The organism is Candidatus Pantoea rara (assembly GCF_051136265.1).
Taxonomy (GTDB): domain Bacteria; phylum Pseudomonadota; class Gammaproteobacteria; order Enterobacterales; family Enterobacteriaceae; genus Pantoea; species Pantoea rara.
On record NZ_CP194942.1, the window covers coordinates 2,307,573 to 2,325,800 of the forward strand.

An 18,228-nucleotide genomic window follows, 5' to 3' on the forward strand; every position below is an offset into this window, starting at 1 on the left:
TAATTAATGACTGTGGAATCCCCTGCGCGTGAGGCGACCCCCTCAGGCAATGAGAATCTATTACTTCAGGCTGCGGCGCCACTGCTGAACGCGGTGGTGCAAATTCGTCAGGCAGCCACCCACGATGACCCTGCGGGTCTGCGCCAGTCTCTTATCGATGAAATTCGCCAGTTTGAACAACGCTGTAAACAGGCAGGGCTGCCGTTTGAGATGATTATCGGGGCGCGTTACTGCATCTGCAGCGCGCTGGATGAAGCGGCAGCGCAAACCCCCTGGGGCACGCGCGGAGTCTGGTCTGGTAACGGCATGCTGGTCACCTTCCACAATGAAAGCTGGGGCGGCGAAAAATTCTTTCAGCTGCTGTCGCGCATTTCACAAAGCCCGCAACAGCACCTCTGGCTACTGGAGGTGGTGCAATACTGCCTGCTGCTGGGTTATGAAGGCCGCTATCGCGGCAGTGAAAACGGCCGCGCCCAGTGCGACGGTATCCGTAAACGCCTGAAAACTCTGATTGACGAAACGCGCGCTCAGCGCCAGACACCACAACCTCCTCTGGTGGAGGTGCATCCGCTGGTGAGCACCCTCGCCCGTCCGATGGTGCCGCTCTGGGCCTGTGCCATGCTGGTCGCGTTGATCGGCTGCCTGATCTACAGCAGCCTGAACTGGCGGCTTGGCAATGCTGCCGAGCCGCTGCTGCGCGCCCTCTATCAGACGCCGCTGCCGCAGATTACTGCGGGCCGCCGCCCCTCTTCGCCGCAGGCGCTGCTCGATCTCCGTCAGCGCCTGAATGATGTCATCGCCGCCGGACAACTCGAAGTCAGCGATGGCGCCTTTGGCAGTAAAGTGATTATTCCGGCGGACAAACTGTTTGCTGAGCAAGGCACAGTGATCAATCCGGTGGGCCGCGCGCTGCTGGCTCGCGTCTCAACCGCCATGAAAGATGTTAAAGGCACTATTCTGGTTTCGGTGTTCACCGACGATCACCCGGTGGATAACAGCCGATTTGCCTCGAGCTATGAGTTCTCCTTTGCCCGCGCCCGCGCAATCACCCAGCTGTTACAGATTCAGCTGAATGGCGGTCACACGGTTCGCTCTGAAGGCCGTGGCGACAGCGACCCGCTGCTGCCCAACGACAGCAGCGAAAACCGGACCCGCAACCGCCGCGTAGAAATCACGCTGTTTGCCGCACCTGAAACGCTCAGTAATCATCAAGGAGCACAATGATGCGCGCCTCCCTTCGTCTGCTGCTAACGCACCGCCTGCTGTGGAGTTTTATCGGCGTTACGGCGCTGAGCTGTCTGGTCTGGATGCTGGGCCCGTTCTGGTCATGGGGCGAGTCACGTCCGCTGGAACCGGTTCTGCCTCGCCAGCTCACCGTCAGCGCCCTCTATTTTCTCTGGATTCTGTTCCAGCTGATCCCGTCTCTTTATCGTGCCTGGTTTAACAGCCGCTTACTGACCCAGCTCGAGCTGGCGGGCAGCGACGATTCGGCGGAACGTCAGGTGACCGAAGAACGGCTCAACCAGCGCTTCAGCGAAGCCGCAATGCAGCTGAAACGCACGCAGTTTGGTCGTCGTCACAACGGCAGTCTGCTGTCACGCTTTAACGCCAATTACCTCTATCAACTGCCCTGGTATCTGGTGATGGGTGCGCCCGGGGCCGGTAAAACCACCGCGCTGTTTAATGCGGGCCTTGAGTTTCCTCTGACCGATACGCTGGGCAAACAGGCCATTCGTGGCGTCGGCGGCACCCGTAACTGCGACTGGTGGTTCACTGACAGCGCGGTGCTGATCGATACCGCCGGGCGTTATGCGCTGCAGGAAAGCCAGCGTGTGCGCGATGCTGCTGAGTGGCACAGCTTTATTAATCTGCTGAAACGCTATCGCACCCGCCAGCCGATTAACGGCGTGATCATGACGATCAGCGTCGCTGATCTGCTGAGTGATTCGGCCGAGGCGCGTTTCGCTCAGGCCAGCGCGCTCCGTGAGCGTATGGCGGAACTGCATCAGCAAACCGGCATTCACTTTCCGGTCTATGTGATGGTGACTAAAACCGATCTGCTGAAAGGCTTTATGAGCTACTTCGGCTCCATGGATAAAGCACGGCGTGATGCCATCTGGGGCTTCACCTTTAACTGGGATTTGGGCAAGCCGCACAAAGACGACTGGCACCACCATTTTGGCCAGCAATTTCAGCGGCTGGAAGAGGATCTCCAGCAGCACCTGGCCGCACAGATGACCCTGGAACGCGACCTGAACGAACGCGCGGAATGTTTCCTCTTCCCGCAGGAGTTCGCCTCGCTGCGCCCGTTGCTGAACGAATATCTGGATATCGTCTTTTCCGAGCATCAGGATGCGGTCGCCTGGAGCCCGCGCGGCCTGTTTTTCACCAGTGGTACTCAGGAAGGTCTGCCGTTTGATCGCGTGATGGGTGAACTGAGCCGCAAACTGCAGTTACGTCAGGCGGGCGATCACTCGATCGCGGCCTGGGACAGCGTTAACCGCAATAGTCCGATTCCCGGCAACAAAGGCCAGAGCTTCTTTATTCGCGACCTGCTCAGCGACCTGATCTTCAAAGAGAGCGGTCTGGCGGGCAGTAATCGCCGCTGGGAGTACCGTAATCAGCTGTTCCACTGGATTGGCTATGGTGTGCTGGCCGGTGCGCTGCTGATCGCCTCCAGCCTGTGGGGACTGAGCTACTACCAGAATCAACATTATCTGCAACAGGTTGCTGCGCGGGTACCCGCGATTCGTGAGCAAAGTCTGCAGGTGATTCATCAGCCTGCTGATAATATTTTTGATCTGCTACCCTTTCTGAATAACCTTGTGAAGCTGCCGCTCTCGGAACGTTTTTCTCTCGATAATCCGCCGCTTACTATGCGGGCTGGCTTATACCGCGGCAGCCAGGTCAGCGATGCCGCCTGGGTGCTTTATCAAAATGCGCTTAAGTCTTTGTTGCTGCCGCGCGTGGCGCAGCAGATCACCAACATTCTGCGCAACGATCCGGGTGATGATAACGCCTACAGCCGCAATGCGCTGCGTGCCTATCAGATGCTCTATCAACCGCGTAATTATGACGGCGAGTTTTTACGGGCCTGGCTGCTGCAAAATTTACAGCGCTCACTGCCTGATACGGTCAGTGCCCGCGATTTGCAGCAGCTTGACTGGCACCTGAGCCAGTTGCTGGATCAGCAGATTCAGTCGTCGCCTTATGCACGGGATAATGCACTGATGATGCGCAAGCTGGCGGATAATCTGAACATTGCGGGCGAGGCGAGTGGCGTACTGGCGGTAACGCCTGTGCATCCGGCCCCGCGGTCAAACTCACATAGCGAGTAATGGTGAGGTGAACATGGCTGCTTACACGGCCCCCGGCTGGTATGGCAAGCTGCCGTCGACCGGTGATTTTCTGCACCATCGACTAAGCGAGCAACAGATTAGCCCGTGGAACCACTGGTTCCAGCAGGGATTAATGCACTGGCATCAGCAGGCCTGGTCCTATAGCGCGAACTTTCTTCACGCGCCGGTGTGGAATTTTGTCCTGCCGGTAACCGCCACCCGGCCACAGATACAGATGGGCTGTTTACTGCCCTCCTGCGACCGCGTCGGACGCGCCTGGCCGCTGCTGGCACTGCACAGCTTTCCGCTTAGGCAGTGGCATCCGGCCCAGCTGACCATCTCCGGCGACTGGTTTCAGGATCTGGGCGCAACACTGTTACGGGCCGTTCAGAACCCGCTCAACGGCGAGCAGTTAGAACAGCAGATTCAGGCATTACCTCCGCTGCTGGTGCCCGCCCGGAGGCCCTCTGCCATTATGGATGTGCTCGGCTTTCAGGATCTTCCCTGCACGCTGAGCTGGCATGAAGTGGCTGAACGTTTCGATCCTCAGCAGCATATGAGCTACTGGTGGAGTAACCGCAGCGATGGGTTTGTCCATGCGACCCACAAGCACAGCGGCAACCTTACCGCGCAGCTGTTTTCGTTACTGTTTAACCCGGCGGCAGGTTCACAGCCGGGACGTAATGGCCTCTATCCTCCGATGTTCGAATGAGGCCGGATGCGTTTGCCGTTTAATCTGGGATAACTCATGCAATTTACCATTGTGCAAAGCACTACGGATGTTCCGGTCAAAAGCGTGGCGTTTCAACCGCCTGGCGGCACGATTGGCCGCAGTCAGGACAACGACCTGGTGTTGCCAGATGAGACGCGTGCCATTTCGCGTCTGCAGGCACTGGTTCACCTGTCGCATGACGGAGAGTGCCGTCTGACCAATCAGGGCAGCGTGACGCCGGTAGAACATAACGGCATTTCCCTGGGTCGCGGCATGCAGGTGCTACTGAAGCATGGCGATGCGTTGCGCATCGGCGACTATGCGCTGGAAGTGCGTGACCCCACCTGCAATAACGCCCGGACCGATCCCCTGGCCCTGTTCGCTGGCGACAGCGTCGAGCCTGCGAATCCACTGGGCATTCACGAACATCATGAGATTGATGAGCGACTGCTGGTCAATGAGGTTACCCCCACCCGCCACGAGCGCCACAACGATGCGCGGCTGGCGATCGACCCGCAGGACAGTGCGCCGCGTCGGGCGCAGGTGTCACAGCCGATGGATCAGGATCGGCTGATCGCCGCCCTGATGGACGGTATGGGACTGAGCAACGGCCACGCCACCCCGGTTGATGAAGAGCAGATGCGTATTACCGGCCGAATGCTGAGCCTCTTTTCTCAGGGCACCGTGGCGCTGCTCTCGTCGCGGTCCATTCTCAAGCGTGGCGTAAAAGCGGACATGACGATGATCCTGAACGAGGCCAATAACCCGTTCAAGATACTGCCCTCCGGCAAAACCGTGCTGATGCAAATGTACCAGAGCCAGATGCCCGGTTTTATGCCGCCGGAACAGGCGGTACGCGATGCGCTGGTCGATCTGCAGGCCCACCAGCTGGGCATGATTGCCGGTATTCGCGCCATTATCGCGGCGATGCTGCAATCTTTTAATCCGCAGCGGCTGGAAGAGCAGGCGCGCGCCGATGGTCTGGTATCAAAGCTGCCCTTTTCCACCGCGAAGAAAGCGGCACTGTGGGACTACTTCATGCGTAATTACCAGCGTACCGCCGGAGAGATCGAAGACGATTTCCACACGCTGTTTGGCGAGGCCTTTCTGCACGCGTATGACATGGAAGTGAATCAGTATAAAGACTCTCAGACGCGGGTAGATGAAGCATGAAAATCGTTTTTGCCAGCCGCTGCCAGCAGGGGCTACGCGATGAGAATCAGGATCGCACCGGCGCTGAGCTGGATGAGCGTAAAGCCTGTTTTGTGGTCTGCGATGGCGTGGCCGGTTTGCCTGGCGGCGAGATGGCAGCACAGCTGGTGCGGGATACCCTGCTGAGCCAGATTCAGGCGCACGACGATTTTACGCCAGAAATGACGCGTCAGGCCATCGAACAGTGCCGCTTAGCGTTGCAGGCGGCACAGGGTAAAAATCCGAAATATTCACGCATGAGCACGACCCTGGCGGCGCTGTTTATTGACCGTCAGAAACAGCGTGCATGGTGGGCGCATGCTGGTGACAGCCGGGTTTACCACTTCCGCCGTGGCGTGCTTCATGAGGTGACCCGGGATCACAGTCTGGCCCAGCAACTGAAAGATGCGGGCTATGAAAATACCGGCATTAACAGTAATTTACTCTATAATGCGCTCGGCGCTGAACCGTCTCGTCTGGTGAGCTTTTCGCAGGAGATTGGGCTGGAAGATGGCGACGCATTTCTGGTCTGCACCGATGGCTTCTGGCTGAATCTGACCAGTGATGAAATGGAACAGGCGCTGCGTATGGTGAATGCCTGCGAAGAGTGGCTGGCTCTGATGGAACAGGCGGTAAGCCGCAACGTGAAGAAAGATAATCTCAGCGCACTGGCGATCTGGATTGGTGAACCGGAAGAGGCAACATTGCTCTATTCACTGGCTGATTCGGCGCGCTTTCTGCCGCCTCGTTTTTGATTCCAAGGATCCTTATGAAACTGTGGTTGCCCGGCATCATCACTCTGCTGATTGCCTTTAACGCCCAGGCTGAAAATTATCGGGTGGTCTATTCCCCCAGCCTGGCGCTGGAGGTCTATATCGATAATGTGGTGAGCAAAGCGCCTGATGACTGGTGTAAAGAGACGCTGCCGTTGCGCATCGTCTCCGGTAAAAGTAAGGATTCGTCGGTGCTGACCACCTTTTTACCCCGCGTCGGCACCCTGCTTGCTAATCAGTGCGGATTACTGGACGAACTGCCCTGGCAGATGACCAACAAAGAGGGTGGCGTACTGGCCAGCGGCAGCGCCAGCAAGTTGCAGAACTGGCGCCCTATCGTGATGGCCGATGCCACAGCCAGCGCCAGTGACAGCAATGCCGCACCGCTTGACCTGTCACGGCCCGCCAACAGCACGCCGCTGCAACATTTTGATCTCCCCAGCGGCTGTCATTTCCGCACCGCCTGGGATGAGAATGCCCAGACCCTTTTTATCCCGGATGTCAGCAAGCAGCACTGCTCGCCTGACGGCTGGGCAGAAGGCAGGAGTGAACTGACACTGGCGACGCCAGAACATTCCACGCCCGTCGCGGTCACGTTCTATCAGGGCTATCCCATCGCCAATCTGGCGATCCCGGACAGCAAGCTGGAAGTCATCGCCGCGAATAATCAGCGCATGATTGTGACACGCCCGGATACGCCAGAGAGCTGGCTGGTGTTGCCCTTTGATGCCCGGCAACATGTCTGGCGCTTCAATGGTGCCCTGTTGATTAAGATGGATAAGAATGCGGCGCAGCAGGATGCTGACGCTGTGAAATCGCGAGTCGATACCTTGCGCAGCCAGTGGGCGCCCTATTTCATGCCACAGCAAAAAGTGAATGTGTTACTCATCGACACCCTGCACGCGGATTTGGCTGATCCTGCCATTGGTGCCTGGCGTAACATCAATTAATTACCGCGCAGCCTGACGATCAGGCCGTGTACAGAGAGTTCACTATGTCGGCAAATGATAATCCGAAAACTGTTCCCAATGCCCTGCCAGACGGCTACCGTTTCAATGAGTTTGAGATCAAGGAAGTGATCGGGGGCGGCGGCTTCGGCATCGTCTATCGTGCGTGGGATCACCAGTTAGAACGCACTATCGCTATCAAAGAGTATATGCCCGTATCGCTGGCTGTTCGTGCCCCGGATTTGACGCTGGAACTGCGCGGGGAGCGTTTCCAGAAGCTCTTCAATGCCGGACTGAACAGCTTTATTCAGGAAGCGCGTCTGCTGGCCCGCTTTAACCACCCGGGATTGCTGCACGTGCTGCGCTTCTGGGAGCAGAACGGCACGGCCTACATGGGCACGCTCTACTACAGCGGCATGACGCTGAAAGAGTGGCAGGTCACCAGCCCGGCGTCGATCTGTGAAGCCTGGATACGCCGCCTGTTGCCGCCGCTGCTGGGCGCCATCAGCACCATTCATCAGGCTGGCTATCTGCATCGCGATATCTCTCTCGACAACATTCAGCTTCAGGAGAATCAGCTGCCGGTGCTGCTGGACTTCGGCTCGGCGCGAAAGGAGATCGGCAACCTTTCTGACGAAACGGAAATCATGCTGAAACCGGGCTTTGCGCCGATTGAGCAGTACAGTGAAGAAGGTGAAGTTGAACAGGGACCCTGGACCGATATCTACGCCCTTGGCGCGGTGCTGCATAGCCTGATTACCGGTAATCCCCCGCCAGTGAGCGTGGTGCGCTGCATTGAAGATAATTATCAGCCGCTGGTGGAACGCCAGCCTGAAGGTTATTCGCTGCCGCTGCTGCATGCTATTGACTGCGCGCTGGCGATGAAACCAGGCGATCGTCCGCAAACGATTGACGCCTTTGCAGCGCTGATCGATCTGCCGGTCAGTGATGTGGAAGCGGTAGTGAACAGCTTCCCGGTGCCGGGCGAACCGCCTGCTCTGCCAATAGAAGAGGGGCCCGAGACGGCTCCACCGGTCGTGATGGCCATGAATCATGTCGCCGCGTCTGCTGAGCCGGTCACGCCACGCACCGTGCGCCGGCTGTCTCCTGGCCTGGTGGGCCTGGCAGCAGTGGCTATCCTGGCGGTCATCGTCACGGTCTGGCTGGCTAATCGCCACAGTACGACGCCGGAGGTGGTAAGTAATCGCTCAGCCATGACGCCTGCGCCCGCGTCGACTCCATCAGCCGCCGCCGTTCCGGCTGCGCTGGCGACGGTTTATCTTAAGCTGGAAAGCGGTGAAAGCGTGTTGCTTAACGGACAGCCGGTCGAAGTGAAACCGGGCAGCAGCGGATTTGCCGCACTCAATCTGGCAGCAGGACAATACAAAATCGACGTGAAGAATGGCAGCGAGACGCACACCCAATCCCTGACCATTGATAAGCCCGGCACCTGGCTGATTAATCCGGGTAAATAATCACGGGATCATAAAAGGGCGCGACAGTGTCGCGCCCTTTTCTATGCTGCTTTTAAGCGGCTGACCCGCCTCAGGCCTGCTTCAGAAAGGATTGCTGTAGGGTGCGCACCTGATGCGCCAGCCTGCTCAGACTCTCCTCCTCCATGCCGCGTCGGGTCAGTTCCTCTTCCAGCGCAAACAGATACTGCGCATTCGAACCCAGCGGGCCACTGGCCGCGGCGATAAGGGGTGCAATCGCCTCCGGGCAGGAGTCCGATTCATAGAGCGGATGACGCGGGTCCATAATAAAGGTCAGTGCAGTCACGCTGCGGCCATCCTCCAGTTGTAACTCACACCATGTCGGTAAATAACAGCCGGTGATCATCTCACGCTTCCAGAGCAGTGCCAGCTCGTCATGCAAACGCTCTTCCGGCAGGCGAAACGCCAGTCCGGTGGTGCGGCCACCCTGCTTCAGCGCCAGCATGCGGCCGGGATGCGTGGCGGTACCACGTCCGGCAATCAGCCGCAGGCAGAAAGCACGGTGCCAGCCCTCCAGCGAACCGGATGCAACTTCATCCGCCTCAAAAATCGGGTTCCACATCAGCGAGCCATATCCAAAGATCCATACCGGGCTGTGATCGGGACGGCAGGCCAGGGTGGCTGCCAGTGAGGCCGCGCGCTGCTCGCAACTCCAGAGTAGCGTCTCATCGATATCCCCGAACGACGTTTTACAATCCGCTTTTAATAGAAATTCCCGGGTAAGCAATGCGACCTCCTCAACGTCAACAGCGTCCTGCAGAATGGCTCCAGTAACATGATCTCCAAAACGGCACTGCGTTTCGTTCATTAAAATGACATTAATCTATTTATGCGCGGGGTGACAAGCGTGATTCTGGTCCCAGCTTAAAAAAAACCAGATAAACCCTATAGCGAAGACGAAAAAAAGGGCCAGATAATCCTGGCCCTTTGTCATGAACAGGCTAGCAGTGACATTATTTTTTAGGATGCCATTTATCATCATCGCCTTTTTCATACTCTTTTTTCACGGCTGACCAGGCGACTTTGTGCGCCACCTCTTCACGCGACTCATCGCCACGGCGATCTTCGGCCTTTTTATACTGATCCCACGCACTGTTAAATGCCTGCTGATAGATATCCTGCGCATGCGCGGGCAACACGTGTTTTACATTATCGGGTAAGTCGGTTCGTTTAGCGTAAGGCATAACTACTCCTCAGTTCAGGGACACCTGTTAAGCCTGGCGCAGCACAGAAAAAACACAAACAGTGATTTAAAGACCATTCAGATTAAAAAAATAAACCAGGTCATATAAATTATAATGTGGATTCATTTTTTTGACGATAAATGCAGATTTAGATGGATAATACACATTTGTTATCGGCTGATTAATATTGAAATATTTCAGATAACACAAGGTTAATTGCATTTCGATACTTTATAGAAATTAAGTAAAACCCAGTAAATTTTTCCCGTTCAGGCCGGTGAAAAGATAAACTGCGCCCTGCCCTAAAACTGATTATATTTCTAACAGCAGCACTCGCTGTGTCCGGATAATCATTAACCAGAGAGGATGGTGAATGCCTTCACATGAAAAAACACGTCACAAGGAATTCTCGCTGATACTTCCCCTTGTCACGCTGGGGATACTCTATTTTTTTGGTGCAAATACCTCATTTCCGATAGTCGTCGGTATCAACTTAGTGGCGCTGGTTGCCATTCTTAGCAGTGCCTTTAGCGTTGTCCGGCATGCAGACGTGCTGGCCCACCGGCTGGGCGAACCCTATGGCTCCCTGATTCTTAGCCTGTCCGTCGTCATTCTGGAAGTGAGCCTGATTTCGGCACTGATGGCGACCGGCGATGCCGCACCCGGCCTGATGCGCGATACGCTTTATTCGATTGTCATGATTGTGACCGGCGGGCTGGTCGGCTTTGCGCTGCTGCTGGGCGGTAATAAATTTGCGACGCAGTACGTTAATCTGGCGGGCGTGAAGCAATATCTGATCGCTATCTTTCCCCTCGCGATTCTGGTGCTGGTGTTTCCCAACGCGTTACCGGGCGGTAATTTCTCTGTCACCCAGGCACTGCTTATTGCAGCGATTTCAGCCGCAATGTATGGCGTTTTCCTGCTGATCCAGACCAAAACGCACCAGAGCCTGTTTGTTTATGAGCATGAAGATGAGAGTGACGACGGGGATCCGCATCATGGCAAACCTTCGGCGCACAGCAGCATCTGGCACTCTATCTGGCTGATCGTGCATCTGATTGCGGTCATTGCCGTGACCAAAATGAACGCCAATACGCTGGAAAGTCTGTTGACGGACCTGAATGCACCGGCACAGTTCACCGGCTTCCTGGTCGCTCTGCTGATTCTCTCACCGGAAGGCCTGGGCGCGATTCGAGCCGTGCTGATGAACCAGGTTCAGCGCGCCATGAACCTGTTTTTTGGTTCGGTGCTGGCGACCATCTCCCTGACGGTACCGGCGGTAACCATTATCGCCACCCTGACCGGACAGGAGCTGATATTCGGTCTGGAGCCGCCACAGATGGTGATTATGATGGCGTCACTGATTCTCTGTCAGCTCTCCTTCTCGACCGGACGCACCAATGTACTCAACGGTGCCGCCCATCTGGCGTTGTTTATCGGGTATCTGATGACCATCATGCTGTAACGTCACCGGATTTCAGGCGAAAAAAAAGAGCGATTAATCGCTCTTTTTTTGCAGCAAACTTATTTGCTGGTATCGAGTTCCGGGAAGCTTTTCACCAGATCGTCAATCGCCTTCATCTGCGCCAGGAACGGCTCCAGTTTATCCAGTGGCAACGCGGATGGGCCGTCACACAGGGCGTGTTCCGGATCCGGGTGCGCTTCGATAAACAGACCGGCAATGCCGACGGCCATACCGGCTCGTGCCAGCTCAGCCACCTGCGCACGACGACCGCCTGATGCTGCGCCAAACGGATCGCGCGTCTGCAGCGCATGGGTCACATCGAAAATCACCGGGCTATTTTTGGTGACTTTCTTCATCACGTTAAAGCCGAGCATATCGACAACCAGATTGTCATAGCCAAAGTTGCTGCCGCGATCGCACAGGATAACCTGCTCATTGCCGCCTTCAGCGAACTTATCAACAATGTTGCCCATCTGACCCGGGCTGACGAACTGTGGCTTCTTAACGTTGATAACCGCGCCGGTTTTAGCCATCGCTTCCACCAGGTCAGTCTGTCGCGCCAGGAAGGCCGGCAGCTGGATCACATCAACCACTTCAGAAACCGGCTGAGCCTGTGATGCTTCATGAACATCGGTAATGATCTTCACGCCGAAAGCCTGCTTCAGCTCCTGGAAAATCTTCATCCCCTCTTCCAGGCCAGGGCCACGATAGGAGTGAATCGAGGAACGGTTCGCTTTATCAAACGACGCCTTAAACACGTAAGGAATACCGAGTTTAGTGGTGACGGTGACGTAGTGTTCGCAGATGCGCATTGCCAGGTCACGTGACTCCAGCACGTTCATCCCGCCAAACAGCACAAATGGCAGATCGTTTGCGACGTTGATATCGCCAATACTCACGACTTTCTGTGTCATGCCCTTTCCTTTTCAGTGGGTCCGCTTAGTGCAGCGTGACCTGTTTTTGTTCGATTGCGTGAATCTGAACTTTGATCATTTCGCTGACCGGGTCTTCAGGACACTGCTCAACGAAGTAAGTTAAATCATTCAGGGCGATATGTTCGCACTCCAGCTGCGCGTAGATCAAACCGCGATCGCGAATTTCATAGGGATCATCAGGATCGATACGCAACAGCACCTGACTGACGTTCAGCGCCAGTTCCATTTTCTGCTCTTCCATCAACGCCGCTTTCAGCGTATCGAGCATCTTGCGCATCACGGTGACGGTTTTCGCTTCGTCCAGGTCATCATCATACAGACGCGCGGTCGGGCTGATGTTGCCTTTGAGCCACACTTCCAGTGTGTGCCGATCAAGGGTTTCTCCGTTGAACGGGTTGATCATCCACTTATCGCCATCAATCCAGTCGGCACGCAGAATCAGCTGCGTCGGAAAGATCACCGGCATCAGCGGCAGTTCCAGCTCGGCGGCGATGTGCAGCAGGATAATGCCCAGTGACACGGCCGTGCCCTGACGTGTCTTCAGGACATTGTCGATCCACAGCGCATCAGAAAGTTTATAGACGCCGCTGGCGCCGCAAAATCCCCACTGGCGATAAAACAGCTCCAGCAGCTTTTCCAGCTGCATGTCAGCATCTTCAGAGTGACTCACATAGTCACGCGCTTCGGCGACTAACGCCGCAAGTTGCGTTTCCACCGACAACGCCGGGAAATCAGCGCGGATGGCAAGTGTGGCACCAATCACCGCTTCACACAGCGGTGTCTGGCTGAAATCTAATTGTTCGGTCGAGGTCATACTATCCCCATAACGGCATTTTGGTCAGCGCCAGCTTAATGATGGTCACCAGGGCGATTAACGCCACCAGAAAAGCGATCCAGCGGGTGCGATCAGTGCGTGGACGGCGACTCAATGCCACAAATCCTAAGGCGATGTAGATGATAACCGCTAAAAGCTTCTCCGTCAGCCAGCTTCCTTGCGGCGTGAAGGGATAGAAGTGAGTAATCATCACCAGCGAGACGCCGGTCACCAGTAACAGCGTGTCATTAACGTGCGGCAGAATGCGGACCCAGCGTTTCGTCATCATCGCCGATCCACAGCGCAGCCAGTAAAAGCGCAGCAGGAACAGTGTTACGGTCAGCACGACCGTTAAGATGTGCAGATTTTTAATCAGGGGATAAAAGACGAACATCATCAATCCTTTTTAAAGCGCTTTTATGAGGGGAACTGACCTAAGGTCACACGCGGATTGCCGCCGTAATCATTGACCGTTTCGACGGCGTGATAGCCATTTTGCCGCAACAAATCGGCCACCGCCTCACCCTGCTGCCAGCCATGCTCAAGCAGCAGCCAGCCTTCCGGCAGTAGCCATGCGGGCGCCTGCTCAATCAGCGTGCGCAGATCCGCCAGTCCCGCTTCATCGGCCACCAGCGCGCTACGGGGCTCGAAACGCACGTCACCCTGCGCCAAGTGACTGTCGCTGGCATCAATATAGGGTGGGTTGCTGACGATGAGGGTAAAGCGCTGCGGCGTGAGTGACTGGAACCAGTGACTGAGCAGAAAGGTAGTGTTGGTGAGACTGAGCTGCTGGGCATTGCTGCTCGCCAGCTCAACGGCGGCCTCGATGCGGTCCACGCCGGTCACATGACAGTCGGGCCGCTCGCTGGCCAGCGCCAGCGCAATCGCCCCGGTGCCGGTGCCCATATCCAGAATGGTCGAGGGTGCCGCGGGAAGGTGCGCCAGCGCCTGTTCGACCAGCAATTCGGTATCGGGCCGCGGGATCAGCGTGGCATCACTGACGCGCAAAGGCAGCGACCAGAACTCACGTTCACCCACCAGATGGGCCACCGGCTCACCCCGGGCCCGGCGCGCCAGCAGGCTATCAAGCTGTTCGAGCTGCGCATCGCTGAGCACCGTTTCATCAAAGGCAATCAACCAGCTGCGCGATTTGCCGGTCACGAAACCTAACAGGATCTCTGCGTCACGCTTCGGACTGTCACCACCGCACAGCGTAGCGACCGCCTGTTTCAGCCAGTGACGAATATCCATTAATCCTGACCAGCCAGCGCCGCCAGCTGATCCGCCTGGTACTCCTGCACAATCGGCTCGATCAGGCTGTCGATTTTACCTTCCATCACTTCATCCAGACGGTAGATTGTCAGGTTGATACGGTGGTCGGTCACGCGGCCCTGCGGAAAGTTATAGGTACGGTTACGGTCAGAACGATCGCCACTGCCCAGCAGATTGCGACGGGTACTGGCTTCAGCGGCGTGACGGCGGGCCATCTCTGCCGCGTGAATACGCGAACCTAGCACCGCCAGTGCTTTGGCTTTGTTTTTATGCTGTGAACGCTCGTCCTGACACTCCACCACGATGCCGGTTGGCAGGTGAGTAATACGAATCGCGGAGTCGGTGGTGTTGACGTGCTGACCGCCTGCCCCGGATGAGCGGAAGGTATCAATCTTCAGGTCACCTGCGTTGATTTCTGGCAGTTCCGCTTCCGGGATTTCCGGCATCACGGCTACGGTACAGGCTGAGGTATGAATACGACCCTGCGATTCGGTCTCTGGTACACGCTGAACGCGGTGGCCGCCTGACTCAAACTTCAGGCGTCCATAGGCACCTTCGCCGGTTACGCGGGCAATGACTTCTTTGTAACCGCCATGCTCGCCTTCGTTGGCGCTGATAATCTCCACGCGCCAGCGACGCGCTTCGGCATAGCGGCTGTACATGCGGAACAGATCGCCGGCGAAGATCGCGGCTTCATCGCCGCCGGTTCCGGCGCGCACTTCGATAAAGCAGGCGCGCTCATCATCGGGATCTTTCGGCAGTAACAGAACCTGCAACTGCTGCTCCAGTACCTCACTCTTCTCACGCGCTTCCTGCAACTCTTCCTGTGCCATATCACGCATTTCAGGATCGTCGAGCATCTGCTGCGCCGTTTCGATATCTTCCTGCACCTGCTGCCAGTCGCGGAAGCAACGGGTCACGTCGGTCAGTTGCGCATATTCGCGTGACAGCGCACGGAAACGCTCCTGATCGGCGATGACGCCAGCATCGCCCAGCATCGCTTCCACTTCTTCGTGGCGCTCCTGCAGGGCTTCCAGTTTGGCAACTATAGAGGTTTTCATTTAAATGTGGGATTCCCGTAACAGGTGGCGACAGCGGTGTGCCTAATCGAGACCCAGGCTGTCGCGTAAAATCTGCAGGCGTTCATTATCGCCATCGCGGGCGGCCTGCTGAAGTGATTTGGTTGGAGCGTGTATTAAACGGTTGGTCAGCTTGTGCGCCAGTTCCTGCATGACTTTCTGCGGGTCGGCACCCTGTTGCAGCGCCTGCAGCGCACGGCCTTCCAGCTCAGCGCGGATCTCTTCCGCCTGAGAACGATATTCACGGATCGTATTCACCGCACCCTGCGAGCGCAGCCACGCCATGAATTCACTGCTTTCCTGCACCACAATGCTTTCGGCCTGAACCGCGGCCGCTTTGCGCTGCGCCAGGTTCTGCTCGATGATCGCCTGCAGGTCATCCACGCTGTAGAGATAGGCGTTAGGCAGGTCGCCCACTTCCGGCTCTACGTCACGCGGTACGGCAATATCCACCAGCAACATAGGTTTGTTGCGGCGCGCTTTCAGGGCGCGCTCCATCATCCCCTTGCCGATAATCGGCAGCGGACTGGAGGTTGACGAGATAATAATGTCGGCTTCTGCCAGACGGGCATCAATCTCCGCCAGCGTAATCACTTCGGCACCCACTTCCGCCGCCAGCGTTTCGGCGCGCTCGCGGGTTCGGTTAGCGATGATCAGATTTTTGACCTGATGTTCACGCAGATGACGCGCGACCAGCTCAATGGTTTCACCTGCGCCAACCAGTAGCACATTGACTGAGGAGAGAGATTCGAAGATTTGACGGGCCAGCGTACAGGCGGCAAACGCCACCGAAACCGCGTTGGCCCCGATATCGGTTTCCGTGCGCACGCGCTTGGCAACAGAGAAGGTTTTCTGGAACATGCGTTCCAGTTCACTGCTCAGCGCATGACCACGTGAGGAATCAGCAAACGCTTTTTTCACCTGACCGAGGATCTGCGGTTCGCCCAGCACCAGTGAATCGAGTCCGCTGGCGACGCGCATCAGGTGGCTGACCGCCTCGTTATCCTGATGCCAGTACAGGCTGTTGCGTACATCCTCTTCATCCAGCTGATGATAATTGCATAACCAGCTCACCAGACGCGCCTGTAGGTCGGCCTGCTGCTCTACACTCAGGTAGAGTTCAGTCCGGTTACAGGTGGACAACACCACGCCGCTCTGCACCATTGGCTGTGATAACAGGCTGTTTAGCGCCTGCTCAAGCGTCTCCGGCCCGAACGAGACGCGTTCGCGCAGAGCAATGGGGGCTGTCTTGTGATTGATTCCGAGAGCGAGCAGCGTCATGGCGGTTTTGGTTGGGATGTCCCAATAATGTCAGGGTTTTGTGAGGCGCATTCTACAAGATGCGGCAGATCAAGAAAAGCCATACAAAGGCTATGACTGTAATAAGATTAACCCGATCGTGCTCAATTTGCTGCATAACAGCATTGACGGTTAAAACCGTGACGGTTAGCGTTATCCGTTACGAATAATAAATGTGTCCGAGGAGATGACCACTTGATGCTTAATTCACCACGCAATCTGTTGCGCCTTTTGCCCCTTGCCAGCGTCCTGCTGGCGGCCTGTAGCGTCAACAAACCGCAAGGCCCGGGCCCCAGCGTTACCGCGCCACAGTGGCAACAGCATCAGCAGGCGGTCTCAAAGGTCACGCACTATCAGACCCGCGGCGCCTTTGCCTACCTTTCTGACAAACAGAAAGTCTATGCCCGCTTTAACTGGCAGCAGACCGCGCCGGATCGCTATCGCCTGTTGCTGACTAACCCGCTGGGCAGCACCGAACTGCAGCTCGATGCGCAGGGCTCTGTGGTGCAGATTGTCGATAACAAAGGCAAGCGCTACGTCAGCAACGATGCGCAGAAGATGATTTCACAGCTGACTGGCATGAACATTCCGCTGGCCAACCTGCGTCAGTGGATGATGGGGCTGCCTGGCGATGCCACAGATTATCAGCTTAACGATAGCTATCAGCTGAGCAGCCTGAACTACAGCCGCGACGGCCAGAACTGGCAGGTTTCTATCGCGGGCTACGACAGCAAGGTCACCCCGCCGCTGCCCTCCAGCCTGGAGCTGAAAGAGGGTGATCAGCGGATTAAACTGCGTATGGACGGCTGGACCGTTCAATGATCACCCACTGGCCTGCCCCGGCAAAACTGAATCTTTTTCTCTACATCACCGGCCGTCGTCCCGACGGCTATCACAACCTGCAGACGCTGTTTCAGTTTCTGGATTACGGTGACCAGTTGCAGATTACCGTTGATGACAGCGATTCGATTCAGCTGTTGACGCCGGTGGCAGGCGTTGCCGATGCGGACAACCTGATTGTGCGTGCCGCGACCATGCTGAAGCAGGCGGCACAGGAGAAAAAATGCCTGCCTGCTCGCGCAGGCGCGCAGATTGCCATCGAGAAACGCCTGCCTATGGGCGGCGGTCTCGGCGGCGGCTCCTCTGATGCCGCCACCGTGCTGGTGGCGCTGAATCACCTGTGGCAAACCGGCTTCACACCGGATGCGCTGGCGGCGATTGGCGTGAAGCTGGGTGCAGACGTACCGGTGTTCGTTCAGGGCTTCGCGGCCTTTGCGCAGGGAGTCGGTGAACAACTTCAGCCCGCAGAGCCCGAAGAAAAGTGGTATCTTGTCGCTCATCCCGGCGTGAACATCAGTACACCAGTGGTATTCAACGACCCCGAACTGACGCGTGATACCCCATCGCGCAGTTTATCGACGCTTTTAGCTGCACCCTTCACCAATGATTGTGAAGCAGTGGTAAGAAAACGTTTTCGTGAGGTTGATGAGCTTGTTTCCTGGCTGCTAGAATACGCGCCGTCACGCCTGACTGGCACGGGCGCTTGTGTGTTTGCTGAATTCGACACCGAGTCTGCTGCCCGTCAGGTGCTGGAGCTTGCCCCGAATGGGGTGCGCGGATTTGTAGCGCGGGGCGTAAATGTTTCGCCGCTACAGCGTGCCCTGCGAGGCGATTAGCAAATGTGTGACAGTGTCACCCCGTTCCAGACACTGCACCTTTTGCATCA

The 18,228-nt window shown here is 56.6% G+C and carries 18 protein-coding genes; 10 read left to right on the top strand and 8 right to left on the bottom strand.

What is annotated here, in order from left to right; all coding sequences use genetic code 11:
- Positions 1 to 6: 6 nt before the first annotated feature.
- From icmH to ACR8BF_RS10890, 7 genes are read left to right on the top strand one after another with little or no spacing between them, the layout of a single operon-like run.
- Positions 7 to 1,224, top strand: a complete 1,218-nt coding sequence (icmH, locus tag ACR8BF_RS10860; protein ID WP_434744932.1) for a type IVB secretion system protein IcmH/DotU — start codon at positions 7 to 9, stop codon at positions 1,222 to 1,224.
- On the top strand, positions 1,224 to 3,338 hold the full coding sequence (tssM, locus tag ACR8BF_RS10865) for a type VI secretion system membrane subunit TssM (protein ID WP_434745938.1): 2,115 nt from the start codon (positions 1,224 to 1,226) through the stop codon (positions 3,336 to 3,338). The genes icmH and tssM overlap by 1 nt, the downstream gene beginning before the upstream one ends.
- Positions 3,339 to 3,351: 13 nt before the next feature.
- The gene (gene tagF, locus ACR8BF_RS10870; RefSeq protein ID WP_179895941.1) at positions 3,352 to 4,050 is read left to right on the top strand and encodes a type VI secretion system-associated protein TagF; all 699 of its coding nucleotides are present in this window, start codon (positions 3,352 to 3,354) and stop codon (positions 4,048 to 4,050) included.
- Positions 4,051 to 4,086: 36 nt separating this feature from the next.
- Positions 4,087 to 5,223 carry a type VI secretion system-associated FHA domain protein TagH gene (gene tagH, locus ACR8BF_RS10875; protein WP_314983721.1) on the top strand — a complete coding sequence of 379 codons (1,137 nt, stop codon included), beginning with the start codon at positions 4,087 to 4,089 and terminating at the stop codon, positions 5,221 to 5,223.
- Complete coding sequence (locus tag ACR8BF_RS10880) at positions 5,220 to 5,996, top strand: PP2C family protein-serine/threonine phosphatase (RefSeq protein ID WP_292992916.1); 777 nt, start codon at positions 5,220 to 5,222, stop codon at positions 5,994 to 5,996. Before tagH ends, ACR8BF_RS10880 begins: the two co-directional genes overlap by 4 nt.
- Positions 5,997 to 6,010: 14 nt before the next feature.
- Complete coding sequence (locus ACR8BF_RS10885) at positions 6,011 to 6,964, top strand: hypothetical protein (RefSeq protein WP_179895944.1); 954 nt, start codon at positions 6,011 to 6,013, stop codon at positions 6,962 to 6,964.
- A gap of 44 nt (positions 6,965 to 7,008) precedes the next feature.
- The gene (locus ACR8BF_RS10890; protein WP_292992919.1) at positions 7,009 to 8,436 is read left to right on the top strand and encodes a serine/threonine protein kinase; all 1,428 of its coding nucleotides are present in this window, start codon (positions 7,009 to 7,011) and stop codon (positions 8,434 to 8,436) included.
- Positions 8,437 to 8,506: 70 nt separating this feature from the next.
- Here the strand turns inward: ACR8BF_RS10890 and ACR8BF_RS10895 are convergent, their stop codons facing one another.
- Positions 8,507 to 9,181 carry a gamma-glutamylcyclotransferase gene (locus ACR8BF_RS10895; RefSeq protein WP_292992921.1) on the bottom strand — a complete coding sequence of 225 codons (675 nt, stop codon included), beginning with the start codon at positions 9,179 to 9,181 and terminating at the stop codon, positions 8,507 to 8,509.
- A gap of 226 nt (positions 9,182 to 9,407) precedes the next feature.
- Positions 9,408 to 9,638 (bottom strand): putative cation transport regulator ChaB, encoded by a 231-nt coding sequence (gene chaB / locus ACR8BF_RS10900; protein ID WP_179895947.1) that lies wholly within the window; start codon positions 9,636 to 9,638, stop codon positions 9,408 to 9,410.
- Positions 9,639 to 10,011: 373 nt separating this feature from the next.
- Here chaB and chaA point away from each other — a divergent pair, with 373 nt between their 5' ends.
- Positions 10,012 to 11,103, top strand: coding sequence for a sodium-potassium/proton antiporter ChaA (gene chaA / locus ACR8BF_RS10905; RefSeq protein WP_136198306.1), 1,092 nt, complete (start codon positions 10,012 to 10,014; stop codon positions 11,101 to 11,103).
- 59 nt (positions 11,104 to 11,162) lie between these two features.
- Here the strand turns inward: chaA and kdsA are convergent, their stop codons facing one another.
- Genes kdsA through hemA form a run of 6 tightly spaced genes read right to left on the bottom strand, consistent with a single transcriptional unit; the run spans position 11,163 to position 16,484 of the window.
- A complete protein-coding gene (kdsA, locus tag ACR8BF_RS10910; RefSeq protein WP_179895949.1) occupies positions 11,163 to 12,017 on the bottom strand; it encodes a 3-deoxy-8-phosphooctulonate synthase in 855 nt (284 codons plus the stop codon).
- Between the two features lie 25 nt (positions 12,018 to 12,042).
- On the bottom strand, positions 12,043 to 12,852 hold the full coding sequence (gene sirB1 / locus ACR8BF_RS10915; RefSeq protein ID WP_179895950.1) for an invasion regulator SirB1: 810 nt from the start codon (positions 12,850 to 12,852) through the stop codon (positions 12,043 to 12,045).
- Between the two features lies 1 nt (position 12,853).
- Positions 12,854 to 13,246 (bottom strand): SirB2 family protein, encoded by a 393-nt coding sequence (locus ACR8BF_RS10920; RefSeq protein ID WP_179897083.1) that lies wholly within the window; start codon positions 13,244 to 13,246, stop codon positions 12,854 to 12,856.
- A gap of 23 nt (positions 13,247 to 13,269) precedes the next feature.
- Complete coding sequence (gene prmC, locus ACR8BF_RS10925; RefSeq protein ID WP_179895951.1) at positions 13,270 to 14,103, bottom strand: peptide chain release factor N(5)-glutamine methyltransferase; 834 nt, start codon at positions 14,101 to 14,103, stop codon at positions 13,270 to 13,272.
- A complete protein-coding gene (gene prfA, locus ACR8BF_RS10930) occupies positions 14,103 to 15,185 on the bottom strand; it encodes a peptide chain release factor 1 (protein WP_179895952.1) in 1,083 nt (360 codons plus the stop codon). The genes prmC and prfA overlap by 1 nt, the downstream gene beginning before the upstream one ends.
- Before the next feature lie 42 nt (positions 15,186 to 15,227).
- A complete protein-coding gene (gene hemA / locus ACR8BF_RS10935; protein ID WP_179895953.1) occupies positions 15,228 to 16,484 on the bottom strand; it encodes a glutamyl-tRNA reductase in 1,257 nt (418 codons plus the stop codon).
- 216 nt (positions 16,485 to 16,700) lie between these two features.
- Here hemA and lolB point away from each other — a divergent pair, with 216 nt between their 5' ends.
- Together lolB and ispE are read left to right on the top strand one after the other, a co-directional pair.
- Complete coding sequence (gene lolB / locus ACR8BF_RS10940) at positions 16,701 to 17,324, top strand: lipoprotein insertase outer membrane protein LolB (protein ID WP_150015460.1); 624 nt, start codon at positions 16,701 to 16,703, stop codon at positions 17,322 to 17,324.
- Entirely contained in the window at positions 17,321 to 18,178 is an 858-nt protein-coding gene (gene ispE, locus ACR8BF_RS10945; RefSeq protein WP_434744933.1) for a 4-(cytidine 5'-diphospho)-2-C-methyl-D-erythritol kinase, read from the top strand. The genes lolB and ispE overlap by 4 nt, the downstream gene beginning before the upstream one ends.
- Positions 18,179 to 18,228: the final 50 nt, after the last annotated feature.

What these genes read in the sequence shown, in the direction of transcription:
- icmH (WP_434744932.1), top strand. Translation starts at nt 7, where the DNA reads ATGACTGTGGAATCCCCTGCGCGTGAGGCGACCCCCTCAGGCAATGAG.
- tssM (WP_434745938.1), top strand. Translation starts at nt 1,224, where the DNA reads ATGCGCGCCTCCCTTCGTCTGCTGCTAACGCACCGCCTGCTGTGGAGT.
- tagF (WP_179895941.1), top strand. Translation starts at nt 3,352, where the DNA reads ATGGCTGCTTACACGGCCCCCGGCTGGTATGGCAAGCTGCCGTCGACC.
- tagH (WP_314983721.1), top strand. Translation starts at nt 4,087, where the DNA reads ATGCAATTTACCATTGTGCAAAGCACTACGGATGTTCCGGTCAAAAGC.
- ACR8BF_RS10880 (WP_292992916.1), top strand. Translation starts at nt 5,220, where the DNA reads ATGAAAATCGTTTTTGCCAGCCGCTGCCAGCAGGGGCTACGCGATGAG.
- ACR8BF_RS10885 (WP_179895944.1), top strand. Translation starts at nt 6,011, where the DNA reads ATGAAACTGTGGTTGCCCGGCATCATCACTCTGCTGATTGCCTTTAAC.
- ACR8BF_RS10890 (WP_292992919.1), top strand. Translation starts at nt 7,009, where the DNA reads ATGTCGGCAAATGATAATCCGAAAACTGTTCCCAATGCCCTGCCAGAC.
- chaB (WP_179895947.1), bottom strand. Translation starts at nt 9,638, where the DNA reads ATGCCTTACGCTAAACGAACCGACTTACCCGATAATGTAAAACACGTG.
- chaA (WP_136198306.1), top strand. Translation starts at nt 10,012, where the DNA reads ATGCCTTCACATGAAAAAACACGTCACAAGGAATTCTCGCTGATACTT.
- kdsA (WP_179895949.1), bottom strand. Translation starts at nt 12,017, where the DNA reads ATGACACAGAAAGTCGTGAGTATTGGCGATATCAACGTCGCAAACGAT.
- sirB1 (WP_179895950.1), bottom strand. Translation starts at nt 12,852, where the DNA reads ATGACCTCGACCGAACAATTAGATTTCAGCCAGACACCGCTGTGTGAA.
- ACR8BF_RS10920 (WP_179897083.1), bottom strand. Translation starts at nt 13,246, where the DNA reads ATGTTCGTCTTTTATCCCCTGATTAAAAATCTGCACATCTTAACGGTC.
- prmC (WP_179895951.1), bottom strand. Translation starts at nt 14,103, where the DNA reads ATGGATATTCGTCACTGGCTGAAACAGGCGGTCGCTACGCTGTGCGGT.
- prfA (WP_179895952.1), bottom strand. Translation starts at nt 15,185, where the DNA reads ATGAAAACCTCTATAGTTGCCAAACTGGAAGCCCTGCAGGAGCGCCAC.
- hemA (WP_179895953.1), bottom strand. Translation starts at nt 16,484, where the DNA reads ATGACGCTGCTCGCTCTCGGAATCAATCACAAGACAGCCCCCATTGCT.
- lolB (WP_150015460.1), top strand. Translation starts at nt 16,701, where the DNA reads ATGCTTAATTCACCACGCAATCTGTTGCGCCTTTTGCCCCTTGCCAGC.
- ispE (WP_434744933.1), top strand. Translation starts at nt 17,321, where the DNA reads ATGATCACCCACTGGCCTGCCCCGGCAAAACTGAATCTTTTTCTCTAC.